This is a genomic window from Nocardia sp. NPDC051321, assembly GCF_044455225.1.
In the GTDB taxonomy this organism is placed as follows: Bacteria; Actinomycetota; Actinomycetes; order Mycobacteriales; family Mycobacteriaceae; genus Nocardia.
Genome location: NZ_JBITEM010000006.1, coordinates 234,594 through 248,060, shown reverse-complemented (window position 1 = coordinate 248,060; position 13,467 = coordinate 234,594). Strand labels below are relative to the sequence as shown.

9 protein-coding genes are annotated in these 13,467 nt (G+C 68.3%); 3 read left to right on the top strand and 6 right to left on the bottom strand.

What is annotated here, in order from left to right; genetic code table 11:
* Positions 1-44 precede the first annotated feature (44 nt).
* Entirely contained in the window at positions 45-596 is a 552-nt protein-coding gene (hpt, locus tag ACIA8C_RS16075) for a hypoxanthine phosphoribosyltransferase (RefSeq protein WP_396991891.1), read from the top strand.
* Here hpt and ACIA8C_RS16070 read toward each other — a convergent pair.
* The 3 genes from ACIA8C_RS16070 to ACIA8C_RS16060 are packed head-to-tail and all read right to left on the bottom strand — an operon-like array spanning position 593 to position 6,389.
* A complete protein-coding gene (locus tag ACIA8C_RS16070; RefSeq protein WP_397135178.1) occupies positions 593-1,312 on the bottom strand; it encodes a cyclase family protein in 720 nt (239 codons plus the stop codon). The genes hpt and ACIA8C_RS16070 overlap by 4 nt on opposite strands.
* Positions 1,309-3,888: a protein kinase gene (locus ACIA8C_RS16065; protein WP_397135176.1), complete on the bottom strand. Its 2,580-nt coding sequence runs from the start codon at positions 3,886-3,888 to the stop codon at positions 1,309-1,311. The genes ACIA8C_RS16070 and ACIA8C_RS16065 overlap by 4 nt, the downstream gene beginning before the upstream one ends.
* Positions 3,885-6,389 (bottom strand): serine/threonine-protein kinase, encoded by a 2,505-nt coding sequence (locus ACIA8C_RS16060; protein WP_397135174.1) that lies wholly within the window; start codon positions 6,387-6,389, stop codon positions 3,885-3,887. The genes ACIA8C_RS16065 and ACIA8C_RS16060 overlap by 4 nt, the downstream gene beginning before the upstream one ends.
* 182 nt (positions 6,390-6,571) lie before the next feature.
* Between ACIA8C_RS16060 and ACIA8C_RS16055 the strand changes: the two genes are divergently transcribed.
* Positions 6,572-8,134: an amidase family protein gene (locus ACIA8C_RS16055; RefSeq protein WP_397135172.1), complete on the top strand. Its 1,563-nt coding sequence runs from the start codon at positions 6,572-6,574 to the stop codon at positions 8,132-8,134.
* On the opposite strand, the gene ACIA8C_RS16050 is transcribed toward ACIA8C_RS16055, so the two are convergent.
* The 3 genes from ACIA8C_RS16050 to ACIA8C_RS16040 all read right to left on the bottom strand — a co-directional run bounded on the left by ACIA8C_RS16050 (position 8,135) and on the right by ACIA8C_RS16040 (position 11,862).
* Positions 8,135-9,028, bottom strand: coding sequence for a LysR substrate-binding domain-containing protein (locus ACIA8C_RS16050; protein ID WP_357379769.1), 894 nt, complete (start codon positions 9,026-9,028; stop codon positions 8,135-8,137).
* Between the two features lie 438 nt (positions 9,029-9,466).
* Positions 9,467-10,300 carry an SDR family oxidoreductase gene (locus ACIA8C_RS16045; RefSeq protein ID WP_397135170.1) on the bottom strand — a complete coding sequence of 278 codons (834 nt, stop codon included), beginning with the start codon at positions 10,298-10,300 and terminating at the stop codon, positions 9,467-9,469.
* A complete protein-coding gene (locus tag ACIA8C_RS16040) occupies positions 10,297-11,862 on the bottom strand; it encodes an aldehyde dehydrogenase family protein (protein WP_397135685.1) in 1,566 nt (521 codons plus the stop codon). Before ACIA8C_RS16040 ends, ACIA8C_RS16045 begins: the two co-directional genes overlap by 4 nt.
* A 293-nt stretch (positions 11,863-12,155) precedes the next feature.
* On the opposite strand from ACIA8C_RS16040, the gene ACIA8C_RS16035 reads away from it, so the two are divergent.
* Positions 12,156-13,460, top strand: a complete 1,305-nt coding sequence (locus ACIA8C_RS16035) for a PucR family transcriptional regulator (RefSeq protein WP_397135168.1) — start codon at positions 12,156-12,158, stop codon at positions 13,458-13,460.
* The last annotated feature ends 7 nt before the right edge of the window (positions 13,461-13,467 follow it).

Here is a 13,467-nt window from a genome sequence, read left to right as displayed (position 1 = left end):
TGGATCGGCCGTCCGGGAGCGAAAATCAGAAGGGAACAGCTGACGTGTACGGGGACGACATCGCGTCTGTTCTGATCACCCAGGAAGAGATCGCCGCCAAGACGAACGAGCTGGCCGAGCTCATCGCCAAGCGCTATCCCGCCGACGCTCCCGAGGGGGATCTGCTGCTGGTCGGCGTGCTCAAGGGCGCGATCTTCTTCATGACCGACCTGGCCAAGGCGTTGTCGATCCCGACCCAGATGGAGTTCATGGCCGTCTCGTCGTACGGCTCGTCCACCTCGTCCTCCGGCGTGGTCCGCATCATGAAGGACCTGGACAAGGACATTGCCGGGCGCAATGTGCTGATCGTCGAGGACATCATCGACTCGGGGCTGACGCTGTCCTGGCTCAAGCGCAACCTATCCACCCGCAATCCGGCCTCGCTCGAGGTGGTCACCCTGCTGCGCAAGCCGGACGCGCTGCGCACCCACGTCGACGTCGCGCACGTCGGCTTCGATATCCCGAACGAATTCGTCGTCGGCTATGGCCTCGACTACGCCGAGCGCTACCGCGACCTGCCCTACATCGGCACCCTGCACCCGAAGGTTTACTCCTAGCGGTCCGGCAGGATGCCGAAAATCGTTGCGGGGGAGCCGGAACCGCTGCGATACAGCGGCCCGCCGACCAGGATCCACGCGCCCGTCGCCGGGATCGCGGCCAGGTTGGCCAGGCATTCCAGGCTGATCCGGTGCTCGCCGTAGAGCCGGGTGGAGACGGCGTAGGTGTCGTCGGTGCCCAGGTCGGGGCCGAAGGTGTCGATGCCGAGCGCGCCGCGATGGCCGAGCCTGCCGCTGCGTAGCAGCCATTCGATCGTCTCGACCGCGAAACCCGGCTGGTGGTCGGCGAATTCGGCGGTGCCGATGAACTCAGGGGTGCCCCACTTGGTGTCCCAGCCCGTCCAGGCGATCACCGCCGCGCCGTTCGGGATGCGTCCGTGCCGTCCCTCCCACTGCTTCAGATCGGCGACGGTGATCGCGTAGTCGCGGTCCCTGGCGCACGGCTCGCGGACATCGATCTTTACCGCGGGCAGCAGCAAGTCGTCCAGGTCGAGCTCATCCGCGCCGAGCCCGTCGGCATGGAAGTGAATCGGTGCGCCCCAATGGGTTCCGGTGTGCTCGCCCTGCTGGATATAACGCAGGTAGTAACCGTCGTTGGCGATCGTCGCGACGATATCGGTACGGAACTCGGGATCGTCCGGATACAGCGGCGTGGTGGCCGGATCGTGCACATGCGACAGGCTCACCAGCCGCCCGAGCGGGCGCGGGGAGGTCATCGTTTGCGCTGCGGGATGGCCCGCGCGAGCGCGAGCAGGTCGGCCTCTAGCCAGCGGAACAACCGGTAGGTAACCACGAATGCCAGAATGCCACCCACGCTCAGCAAGCGCACCGGAACGATCACCAACTCCAGATCCCCGGCGTCGACGAAGGTCGCGCCGGCCACCCCGAGCAGCGGCACCGACGCCGCGACGCCGAGGTAGAAGTTGCCGCGCCGGGCCAGCTTTCGCAGCTGGCGCTCGTCGCCGGGCCCGATCCCGCCGCGCACCAGCAACTGTGGATACACCGAGCGGACCGCGTAGACCATGATCGGGAAGAACGGATAGGCCAGCGCGATGGCCGCGCAAACCACCTGTGCCGCAAAGAAATGCAAAAAGGTCTTCGGTGGCAGGTCGACACCGGTGAAAGCTAAGCCGAGCGGCCAGATCACACCCGCTGCCAGCCAGAAACCGAAGGGCACCAATACCGCCCAGTCGCCCATCAGCAACGTGTCGCGGCGCGCCTTCGCCAGCGTGCGCGCGGAATACTCACGGCCGCGGGCCAAGCGGAAGCCGATGGTCAGCGGCCTGCGGGTGAGGAAGATCAGCAGCAGCGCCGCGACCGGGAAGGCGATCAGGTTGTTGACCAATCCGACGGTGGCGAACTTGTGCTGGTCGGCCTCCGGCATCCGATCGATGATCAGTGACTGGTTCAGCTGAATGTTGTACCAGCTCGCGAGCGCGTTCGGCACGCCGATGCACAAGGCAGCGAACGGGATCAGCCAGCCGCGAGCCCGGTGGGCCAGGCTGGCTGGCGGCGGATCGGCCAGTTTGCGCGCGTGGGCGTCGAGACACAGGTCGAGCTGCCCGGCCAGCTCGGCGCCGTTGCGCCAGCGCCGTTTCGGGTCGGCGTGCAGGCAATCCAGCAGCACGCGGCACAGGGTGTCCGGTGTGTCGGCGGGCAGTCGGGACCGGCTGGCCGCGGTGACCCCGGCACGGCGTACGTCGAGCATCCGCGCGTAGGCCTCGGCCGGAGACTCGCCTGCTCGCGCGACGTCATCGAACGGGCTTGCGCCCGTGAGCATTTCCCACAGCAGCACACCCAGCGAGTAGATGTCGCTTCGGGTGCCCGGCGCGGGCAGCGTCGGATCGAGGAGTCGGGCCAGCTGCTCGGGTGACCGATACGGCAGCGAATCATCTACGTGCAGAGCCGGATTCACGGTTGGCGGGCGGGCGCCCGACTCGCTCAACGCGAAATCGGCCAGCTTCGGAATACCCTCGGCGGTGAACAGCACGTTGGCGGGTTTGATGTCGTGATGCAGCACCCCGTGGTGCTCCGCGTAATCGAGCGCGTCGGCCAGCCGCCTGCCCATCCAGGCCACCGTCTCCGGCCAGCTCAACGCCCCGATCTCGGCCCGAACACTCGAATCCGTCGGCCGGATCTCGCCTTTCGCCTCCATCGCCGCGTCGATCGCGCGCAGCAGCAGCGCGCCACCATCGGGTTCCGGGCCGGTGCGTCGCTGGTCGAGCACGCCGAGCGCGGTGCCGCCGGGCAGGTACTGCATGTAGACGAGGCGGGGCGCGGCCGCACCGAGCAGGGAGCGGTCGGTGCCGCTGTCTCGTGCGACGCGTCCACCGGGGAAGGCCAGCGGGTCCGTTCGGGTAGGTCGCGGGAAATCCGTGCTGCGGCCGCGCGGGGCGGCGACCGTCGCGTCATCGGCCTGGTTCAGCGGATTACCGCTGACCACAGTGGAATCGGCGTCGGCCGGACCGGCGACGGTAGCGTCGTCGGCCGATGACTTGCGCGGGCGGTCAGGCTCGGTGGGGTCGTCTGGGCGTAGGCGTGGCACGCTGTGGAAGCCCGGTGACTTCGAGCGTGGGTCCGGTCGATCATCGGTGTCGCGGACGGAATCGTCTGTCGCCCAGTCCAACGGGTCATCGCCGGGGCCGGTACTCAGCAGTCGCTGGTCGAAGACGCGAACGATGTGCGCGTGATCGAGCTGCGCCATGGTGCGCGGTGCGCTGGCCCGGCCCGCCGAAAGCCGCACCGCGACAAGGCGTTGCATGGAGCGCTGCCTGGCCAGGAAGACCCGGCCGAGCACGCCGGTGCCGAGGTCGGTGATCAGGTCGAAGTCGTCGATCTGCCGGCCGGGAGCCAGATCGGCCAGTGCGGCAATGGCTTCGGTCGATTCCGCCGCGCCGAATTCGTCGGCGCTGTCATCGAGGTCGAAGGCGGCGAGGCGTTCGCGTACCTCGCGAGCGAGTTCCGGGTATTCGGTGAGGAATTCCTCGATGGCAAGCGGTGCGTGGCGGCGCCGCGCCAGGAACTCCTCACAGAGCAGGTCGGTCAGCGCGGGGCTGTGCTCGACCTCCGGAAATTCCTTGCGGTACTCGGCAATTCGCTTGCCGAGGTCGGCGTCCCTGGCCCAGCGCTCGCGCAGGTCGATGCGCAGCAGGTCGGCGAGCACCGCGAGGCGCACCTGGCTGCCGTCGGGTACGTAATCCGCGATCAGCGGCGGCGCGAACGGATGAGCGCGCAGGCTAATTTGCCAATCGGCGGCGAACCGGGCGACGGCGTCGGCGCGCGACGAGCTCACCCGCGTGTCTCCGGCGCGACGACCCGCTCCAGCGCCCGCAGGTCGGCTTCCAGTGCCCGGAACAGCAGGTAAGAGCCGACGAACGCGACGATGCCGCCCGCGCACAGCACCCGGACCGCGAAGATCACCATCGGGATATCGGGCGGCGGCAGGAAGGTCACGCCCGCTACCGCGAGCAACGGCACCGACGCGGCGACCGCGAGATATCCGTTGCACCGACGGTCGAGCCCACGCAGCTTCACCGCGTCTTCGGCGCTGATCTCCCCGTGCCGCAAGAAGATCGGGTAAATGCAGCGGACCATATAGAAGGTCACCAGGAAGAACGGATATGCCACCGCGATAGCGCCGCACACCACCAGCGACGCGAGAAAGTGCACCACCGCACTCGCCGGCACATCGCCGGTCGCCAGCTGCATCGCGATCGGGAAGGTAATGCCCGCTACCACCCACAGCGAAAAGGCCACGATCACCGCCCGATCACCGAGCAGCAGTGCGTCGGATCTGGCCCGCCGCAAGGTCTCCGGGTCATACCGGCGCCCTTTCCGTAGCCCGCGCGGCACTGTCAGCAGATAGCGCGACATGTACACCATGATCGCGATGCCGAACGGCCAGAACACCGCGTTCACCACGCTCGTGACGATGACGAAGGTGTGCTGGGCGTCTTCGTTGAGCCGATCGATGATCAGGTGCTGGTTGTGCTGGATGTTGTACACGGCGGCGAGCGCGTTCGGCAGCCCGATGGCGAAAAGGACGACAAGCACGATCCACGGGCGCAGCCGGCGTCGCCAACTGTGCGGGGCCGGGTCGACCAGTTCACGTGCGCGCGCATCCATGCACAGGTCGAACTGCTTGGCCAGCACCGACCCGTTCGCCCACCGCTTGGTCCGCTCCGGCTCCAGACAGCTGAGTAGCACCCGGCGCAGCGCCGCCGGGCAATCGGCCGGAACCCGTTCCAGCGCGGCCGCGTCCACCCCGCCGCTGCGCCGCTCCAGCATGGCCTCCAGCGTGGTGTCGTCGCCGGGGTTGTCGGCGCCCGCGGTGCTGTCATCGAACGGTTTCGCCCCGGTGAGCAGTTCCCACAGCACCACCCCGAGCGAATAGATGTCGGCGCGGGTGTCCAGATCCGCCGCGCTGCGGCCGAATCCGGGATGGCAGGCCTCCAGCTGCTCCGGCGACATGTACGCCAGCGAGCCGCCGAAGTAGGCCACCGGACTAGTGTCCTCGACATTGCGGCTGAAGCTGATGTTGAAGTCGGCGAGCTTGGGCACCGCTTCGGCGGTCAGCAGCACATTGGCCGGTTTCACGTCGCGGTGCAGCACGCCGTGCGTCGAGGCGTAGTCGAGCGCCTCGGCCAGCCTGCGGCCGAGCCACGCCACCGTCTCCGGCCAGCTGAGCGCGGCGATCTCGGCGCGCACGCTGGAATCCGTCGGCCGGATCTCGCCCTTCTCCTCCATCGCCGCGTCGACGGCGTCGAGCAGCAGCTGCCCGCCGCGTTCGGCGGGCGGGGTGGCGCGCACCCAGCGCAGCACGCCGAGCAGCGTGCCGCCGGGCAGGAACTGCATGTAGAGCAGCCGCAGCCGGCGCGCCGGACCGGCGTCGTCGAGCAGGCGCTGGTCGAAGACGCGCACGATGTAGTCGTGGTCGAGCTGGGCCAGCGTCTGCGGCTCGGTGCCGTGATCGGTGGAGATCTTCACCGCGACCAGCCGCTGCAGCGAACGCTGCCTGGCCAGGAAGACGCGGGCGAACGCGCCGCTGCCCAACCCGGTCAACAGGTCGAAATCATCGATCCGCTGGCCGATTTCGATGCGGTCGAGCGCGTCGAGCCGGCCCGGCCCGGTGCCGATCGTGGTTGGAATGGCTGTCGCCGTTCCCGTCAGATCAGTGATGGTGGCTCGCGTCACTTCCGAACCACGAGTCGACTCGGTGGTTCGGTTCAATTCGTTATCGACGAAGGCGGCCCTGGTGCGCGCGAGCGCGGTCAACGTGGAATCTCGCAGTGCCGCCCGCCGGGTGCTCTGATCGACATCGTCGGCGTTCAGCAGCGCGCGCAGTTCGGTCGCCTGGTGCGGATATTCGCGCAGACATTCGCGCGGATCCACCCGCTCGCCGCTGTGCCTGCGGATGACGAACTCCTCGTACACCAGACCGGCCGGGATACTTCCGGGCTGAAGTTCAGGAAACTCGGCGCAGTATTCGACGAGCCGTTTGCGGGTCGCTTGCTGCTCGGGCCTGCTCGGGCCGAGCACGGTCCTGCGCAACCAGCGATGTCGCAGGTCGACGCGGATCAGCTCGAGCAGCGCCTCGGTGCGCAGCGTGCGTGCGTCCGGGAGGTACTCGGCGATCTCGGGCGGGCGGCGGCCGGATTCGTCCGCGGCGTCTTCCCACGCGGCGGAGAAGGCGGCCACGGCGTTGAATTCGGCGGGCGGCGGGGGTTTGCCCAAACCAGGGCTCGCATCGAAGCCTGCGGCGGAATCGGAACTTCTATCGGAATTGGCACTCATTCTCGGACCTAGTGGCTTCGGCGGACACCGAAGAATCCGCACTGGTCGGTCGGTGGATGTGGGAGGAGAAATTCCCGCCACACCCGACGCCATCGTCCCCCGAGCAGTATTCGGAATGATAACTTGCGGCTTGAGAGCGATCACCCGAATTCGACAACGATGCGACGGGGGACGACCAGCACATGCAGATCAAGGCCACAGCGGTGGCGGACGCTTCGGCGAAAACCGAAACCTCCGGCACCGAGACAGCCGCGCAGACGCCGACCAAGCGCTCGGCGGTCGCGCAAGTAACTCAGAAAAAGTCCACTGCCGCGCAGTCCCCGCCGACCCGATCGGGAGTCGAGGCAAGCGCGCCCGCTCAAGATAGTCCGCTGGGCGCGAACGACCAAATCCCGTCCGACCGGGACTGCTCGCGCGGCCCGGCCTCGGCCATCGCGGCGGGCGTGCGGGACGGTTCGCTGACCGCGACGGAGGTGGTCGAGTCCACCATGGCCAGGATCGTCGCCGAACACCGGAACACCAATGCCTTCAGCGTCATTCGCGCCGAGAAGGCCAGATCCGAGGCGGCCTCGCTCGAGCAGCGCGCCGATCTGGACGTGCTGCCGCTGGCCGGGGTGCCGGTCGCGATCAAACACAACATCGCGGTGACCGGCGAGACGATGCGGTCCGGCTCGGCGGCCACCGACGCCCGTCCGGTCGCCGACGATCACCCGATCGTGCGCAGGCTGCGCGCCGCGGGCGCGGTGATCGTCGGGCTCACCACCGTGCCGGAACTCGGGCTGTGGGGCACCACCGATACCCCCGAGCGGATCACCAGCAATCCATGGAATGTCGCGCGCAGCTCCGGCGGCTCGTCCGGCGGCTCGGCCGCGGCGGTCGCCGCCGGGCTGGTGCCGATCGCGCACGGCAACGACGGACTCGGTTCGATTCGCATTCCAGCGGCCTGCTGCGGGGTGTACGGCATCAAGCCGGGCCGCTACACCGTGCCCGCGGAGATCGGCGCCGACTCGTGGGCGGGCATGTTCGAAAACGGTGTGCTCGCAACGACAGTCGGCGATGCCGCGCTCGCGCTATCGGTGCTTTCCGCCCGGCCGGACCTAGCCGAGGTGGAGCCGCCAGGCCGACTACGCATCGGTCTAGCCGTGGCTCCGCCGTACCGCTGCTTCCCGGTCGACCGGCACTGGACCAATGCCGCCCGCACCGCGGCCTCGTTCGCCGCCGCGGCGGGCCACCTGGTCGAGCCGACTTCGTTGCCCTATGGCGACGCGATGGTGTCGATCTTCTTGCGCTGGTTGACCGTTGGTTCCCGGGACGCCGCCGCGCTACCTCAGCCCGAGCGCCTGCAACCGCGCACCCGCCGTCACCTGGCACTTGGCCGCGTGGTGCAGCGACTACGCCTTGTTCGACCGGGCCAGATCGACCGGGTCGAGGCGCGACTACTCGAATACTTCGAACGTTATGACGTGGTGATCACGCCCACGCTCGCCTGCCCGCCGCCGAAGGCGCGGGCCTGGCACCACCGCGGCTGGCTGGCCAATGTGCTTGCCACCACGCGGTTTTCCCCCTTCACCCCGCTGTGGAACCTGGTCGGCTGGCCCGCCGCGTCCATCCCGATGGGCATGCATCCCGATGTCGGGACGCCGGTGGCCGCTCAGCTCGCCGGTCCGCCGGGGAGCGAATCCACCCTGCTGCGGTTGTCCGCGCAACTGGAATCGCTGCACCCCTGGCGGCGCACCATCAACTGATCAGGCGCTGATGGCGGGTTGCGGCTGCTGCACGGAGAACCCGCCATCCACTGCGCGCCCGGCGAATTCGAGGATGGTCGGGCGGGTGTCGTCGGCCCGCCACGCGACGGCGAGCTCGCACGGTGCGAGGCCGGCCACCGGTCGCGCGGTGAGGCCGGGCCAGCGGTACATCGGCACGTTGTTCTCGGCGAGCAGGCAGACGCCGAGGCCGAGGCTCACGGCCTCCAGCTTGTCCTCGGGGGTCGCCGCCTCGGCGCCGATCTTCGGCTGACGTCCGTTGCGGGCGTCGTTGCCGAGCCAGAAGTCGCGCACCGCACCGGCTTCGGTGGGCAGCGCGATGAACGGCTCGTCGAGCAGGTCGGTGAACTCGATGATTTCCCGATCGGCCAGCGGGTGGTTCTCCGGGAGCAGCACCCAGCGCGGCTCGGTGCGCAGCACCTGCCAGCGGTAGCGGTTCGGGTCGGGCAGCGGCAGCCACACCAGCGACAGGTCCGCCTGCCGACCGGACAGGCCGCTGGACGGATCGGTCCACGAGGCCGCGTGCAGCGCGAGTCGGTGGCCGCTGGCGCTTTCCAGGTCGTTGAGCAGGCCGCGGCCGAGCGCGGATTGAATGCCGACGCGCAGCACCTCGCCCGCCTCCTGCAGCGAGACGTTGGTGACCTCCCACAGCTCCAGGATCTTGCGGGCGCCCTCCAGGAGTTCCTTGCCTGCCACGGTCAGCGCGACGCTGCGCTGGTTGCGGTCGAACAGCACCACGTCGAGCTGGCGTTCCAACTGCCGGATCTGACGGGACAGCGTGGGTTGAGCGATGTGCAGCCGCTGGGCGGCGTTGGTGAAGTGCAGTTCCTCAGCGACGGCGACGAAATACCGCAGGTCGCGCAAATGCGGGTCCATAGCCCCTTGCTATCAGAATCAGTCCTGAATTTCCAGCCTTATCAGGCCAGAAAGTTCGGATACGGGTACCAAAACGTTCTACAGGTTTGTTAGAGACAGCATATTGCTTGTGATGGTGTGACGCACCATCGACTCCGCGAATCTTCGGCATGCGACCGCCGGATCGGCTGGTCGAATGTAGTTGGGCGCGTGACCAGCAACGATGTTTGCCGACGGGTGCTCGCGAGAGCCGGAACTGGCGGTCTTTTCGATTGCCGATCGTCCGCTGCGCACCCGCTTATGGCCGACGTGCGGTCATTTGCCCCCTCTATAGTGATTTTCATCACATTTTGGTTTGTATTGCTGTTTGGATCGCTTCACGGACACTCGCTCGACACGCGAAAGGGCGCCGCGGCCGGGACGAATCCCCGACCGCGGCGCCCGCCGCGAGCTGCCGATCTAGACGCTGCGCGCCCGATCCTCATACGCCTTCCGCTTGTCCACATCGACGTCGTCGAGGAACGCGTGGCCCGCGCCGAGCGCCCTGGCGATGCCGTCGCCGACCACGTCCGGCAGCAATCCGACCACCTGCGAGATGATGCCCGCCACCGCGGTCACCCTGACCTTCGACTTCGGCGTGACGATCAGCCCGACGATCGCGGCGGCGATCTCCTCCGGCTCGGCGGGCCGCAGCAGCTTCGGCGCGGTGACGCCCGCACCGAGCTCGGTGTTGGTCAGCGTCGGCAGCACCGAGGAGAACCGGACGCCGGAATCCCGGTACTCCTCGCGCAGGGTGTCGGTGAACCCGAGCACCGCGTGCTTGCTCGCGTTGTAGGTAGCCAGGCCGGGGATGTGCGTCTCGCCGGCCAGCGAGGCGATGTTGATGACGTGGCCGCTCTTGCGCGGCAGCATTCGGGCCAGGCCGAGCTTGGAGCCGAGGATTACACCGTAGACATTGATGTCCAGGATGCGCCGGGTGATCTGGTCCGGCTCGTCGACCAGCTTGCCGGTCGGCATGATGCCCGCGTTGTTGACCAGCACGTCGATCGGGCCGACGGTGCGCTCGACCTCGTCGAGGAAGCTCTCGAACGAGACCGGATCGGTGACGTCGAGGCGGCCGTACAGCTCGAAGCCGCGGGCGGTGCCGGACTCCTTGACGGTGGCCTCGTCGATATCGCCGATCGCGATCTTGGCGCCGAGCGCCTGCAGCGCGGTGGCGGTAGCCAGGCCGATGCCGCGGGCGCCGCCGGTGATGACGACGACCTTGCCGCGAATCTTCGAAGTATCGCTCACTTGTTGTCTCCCTTGAGCTTCAGCACGGCGGGCAGGTCGATGCGGCGCAGGCCGCGGGCACCGGCGGCGCGCATGGCGCCGAGTGCGAAGAGCAGCTTCGGCATCGAGTACGGGTACCAGAACAGCTCTTTGTCCTGGGTCGGCAGGATCGGTGCGGTGATCGCCTGCTGGCGGCAGTACTTGCGGACGCCGTTGGCGCCGCCCCAGCGCGCGCCGACGCCGGACTGGCCCCAGCCACCCATCGGCAGCGCGAAGTTGAACAGGTTGCTGAAGACGTCGTTGATATTCACCGCGCCCGCGTTGAGCTGCCTGCCGATGCGCTCGCCGCGGTCCTTGTCGCCGGTCCACACCGACGCGGACAGGCCGTAGATCGAATCATTGGCCAGCCGAACGGCTTCCGCCTCGTCGGCCACCTTCATCACCGGCAGGGTCGGGCCGAAGGTTTCCTCGGTGATGCAGGACATGGTGTGGTCGACGTCGACGAGTACGGTCGGCTCGAACGCGGTGCCGAACCCGGCTCGTTTGCCGCCGGTGAGCACCCGCGCGCCGGCCGCGACCGCCTCGTCGACGTGGCGCGCCACGATGCTGGTCTGGTTCTCGTTGGCCAGCGCGCCGACGTCGTGCTTGGACTCGCGGCCGTCGATACCCTGGCGCAGCGCCTTGACGTTGGCGGTCAGCTTGGCCACGAACTCGTCGTAGACCGGCGCCTCGACGTACACCCGCTCGACCGAGATACATACCTGGCCGGAGTTGAACATGCCGCCGAAGGCGATGCCGTGCGCGGCCCGATCCAGGTCGGCGTCGGCGAGCACGATGGCCGGGTCCTTGCCGCCGAGTTCCAGGCTGTACGGGACCATCCGCTCGGCGCAGGCCACGGCGATCTTGCGGCCGGTCGCGGTCGAGCCGGTGAACTGGACGTAGTCGGCGTTCTGGACGACGGCGCCGCCGGTCGCGCCCGCGCCGGTGACCACGGCGAAGACCGGCGGTGCGCCGATTTCGGCCCAGCCCCTTGCCATTTCGAGCGCCGACAGCGGCGTCACCTCGGACGGCTTGAGGAGCACGGCGGCGCCAGCGGCCAGCGCGGGGAACACGTCGAGCGCGGGCATGGCGAGCGGGAAGTTCCACGGGGTGATCACGCCGACGACCGGATACGGCTTGTACACGGTGGTCAGCTTCTTCACCCTGGCCAGCGGACTGTGCGGGGACGGGTGGTCGTCGGCGAGGAACTTGGCGGCGCGGCGCGCGTAGTAACCGATCAGATCGGTCGCGAACGCCGGATCGATGAGCGAGTCGACGCGCGGCTTGCCCGTTTCGGACTGCACCACGTCGGCGAGGGTGTCGGTGTTGTCGATCAGCCAGTCCTGGAACTTCAGCAGCCATTCCTTGCGGCCGTTCGGGCCGATGGCTTCCCACTCCGGCTGGAACAGCCGCAGCTCGCGGACCGTGGCCGCGACGTCGTCCGCGCTCACCACGGGCACCGTGCCGACGAGCTCGCCGGTGCCGGGGTTGCGCACCTCGATGACGGTGGGGGGCGCCGGATTCGCCGCCTCGGGCACCGGCACTGCCGCCTCGCGGACTGGCGCTGCCGCCTTCTTCGCGGTCGTCTTCCGTGCCGGTGCTTTCTTTGCCGCGGCGGGCGCTGGGTCGGTATTGGTCACGCTGTTCTCCCACTGAGCTGATCGATGGCGTTGACATTGGCTACGCCGGTGGGCCGTCCGCGCCGCGCTACGCAATGTATTCGCGGAGGAGTAAAGCCACTGAACTATGATGGTGACACAATGGTTGGGGAGTTTCTTGGCTCAGAGAGTCAATCGGGCTGTCAGAATTTGTGCTCAGCGAACAAATCGGAGGAGCTGTGACCGCCGCATCACCGGACCGCGTCGGGCCCAACAGCGAAGTGGTCCGCGACTGGCTGGCGGAGTACGTCTACGAGACGATGCGCACCGAGACGCTCGAGCAGATCGTGGACCGGCTCGACAGCGCGATCATCGCCAGCGTCCCCGAGCTCGCCGACCGGGACGTGCGCCGCGACCTCGCCGCGAGCACCCGCGCCCACGCCAGGGTGATGCTCAGCGGAATCACCAGCGACACTTTCGATTTCACCCTGCCCGCGGAGGCGCACGCGTTCGCGCGCACGCTGGCCCGGCGCGGCTTCGAACTGCGCATGCTGCTGCGGACCTATCACGTCGGCATGGAGGCGGTGCTCGACTACATGACCGAGGCCATCGATCAGCGCAAGGCCCCGCAGGAGATCGAGCGGGCGGTCATGCTGCGGATGTTCGAGCGGGCGACGAAGTGGGTCAGCATGTCGGTGGAGTTGCTCACCGACACCTACATGGAGGAGCGCGAACGGGTACTGCGGGCCGCGCTCAACCGGCGCACCGAAACCGTGCGTGCGCTGCTGGCCGGTGACGAGCTCGACCTGGACCAGGCCTCGGCCCGGCTCGGCTATCGACTCACCCAGCGCCACCTCGCCTTCGTGTTGTGGACCGACGAGAGCGAATCCGGCAGCGGTGACGGCGAAGTCGCCGGTGTGCTCGAGCGGGTCGCGACCCGAGTGGCGGCCGGGCTAGGCACCGCCCGGGTGCTCACCGTCGCGTCCGGGTCGAGCGGCATGTGGGCGTGGGCCGGTTTGGATGAGCTATCCGGTGCCGATGCGGCACGCATCGAACAGGAGCCTGGCGCGCTGGAACGCATCGCCGCCGGACTGGTCGAAGCCCCGGTCCGGGTTGCCTTCGGCGTGCCCGGCGGGCAGGGCACCGGCTTTCGGCAGAGTCATCGGGAGGCGGTGGCGGCCAGGCAGGTGGCCGAGCGTGGTCCGGTGCCGACGGCTCGGGTCATCGGTTATCGCGAGGTGGAGATCGCCTACCTGGCCGGTGCCGACGACGCGGCGATGCGCGGCCTGATCGGCCGGGAATTGCGCACGCTGTCCGGATCGGACCCGAACGCGGCGCGGCTGCGCGCGACGCTTCACGCCTATCTGAAAAGTCATCGCAGCCCCGAGGCCACGGCGAAACTGCTTGGGGTGCACAAGAACACGGTCCGCTACCGGATCCAGCGGATCGAGGAACTGCTCGGCCATCCGATCGAGCAGCGCAGCCTGCCGCTGGAGGTCGCGCTGGCCTGCGTCGCCGCCTACGGGGTGGCCGCGCTGCCCTGAATCAGCG

What these genes read in the sequence shown, in the direction of transcription:
- ACIA8C_RS16070 (WP_397135178.1), bottom strand. Translation starts at nt 1,312, where the DNA reads ATGACCTCCCCGCGCCCGCTCGGGCGGCTGGTGAGCCTGTCGCATGTG.
- ACIA8C_RS16060 (WP_397135174.1), bottom strand. Translation starts at nt 6,389, where the DNA reads ATGAGTGCCAATTCCGATAGAAGTTCCGATTCCGCCGCAGGCTTCGAT.
- ACIA8C_RS16055 (WP_397135172.1), top strand. Translation starts at nt 6,572, where the DNA reads ATGCAGATCAAGGCCACAGCGGTGGCGGACGCTTCGGCGAAAACCGAA.
- ACIA8C_RS16050 (WP_357379769.1), bottom strand. Translation starts at nt 9,028, where the DNA reads ATGGACCCGCATTTGCGCGACCTGCGGTATTTCGTCGCCGTCGCTGAG.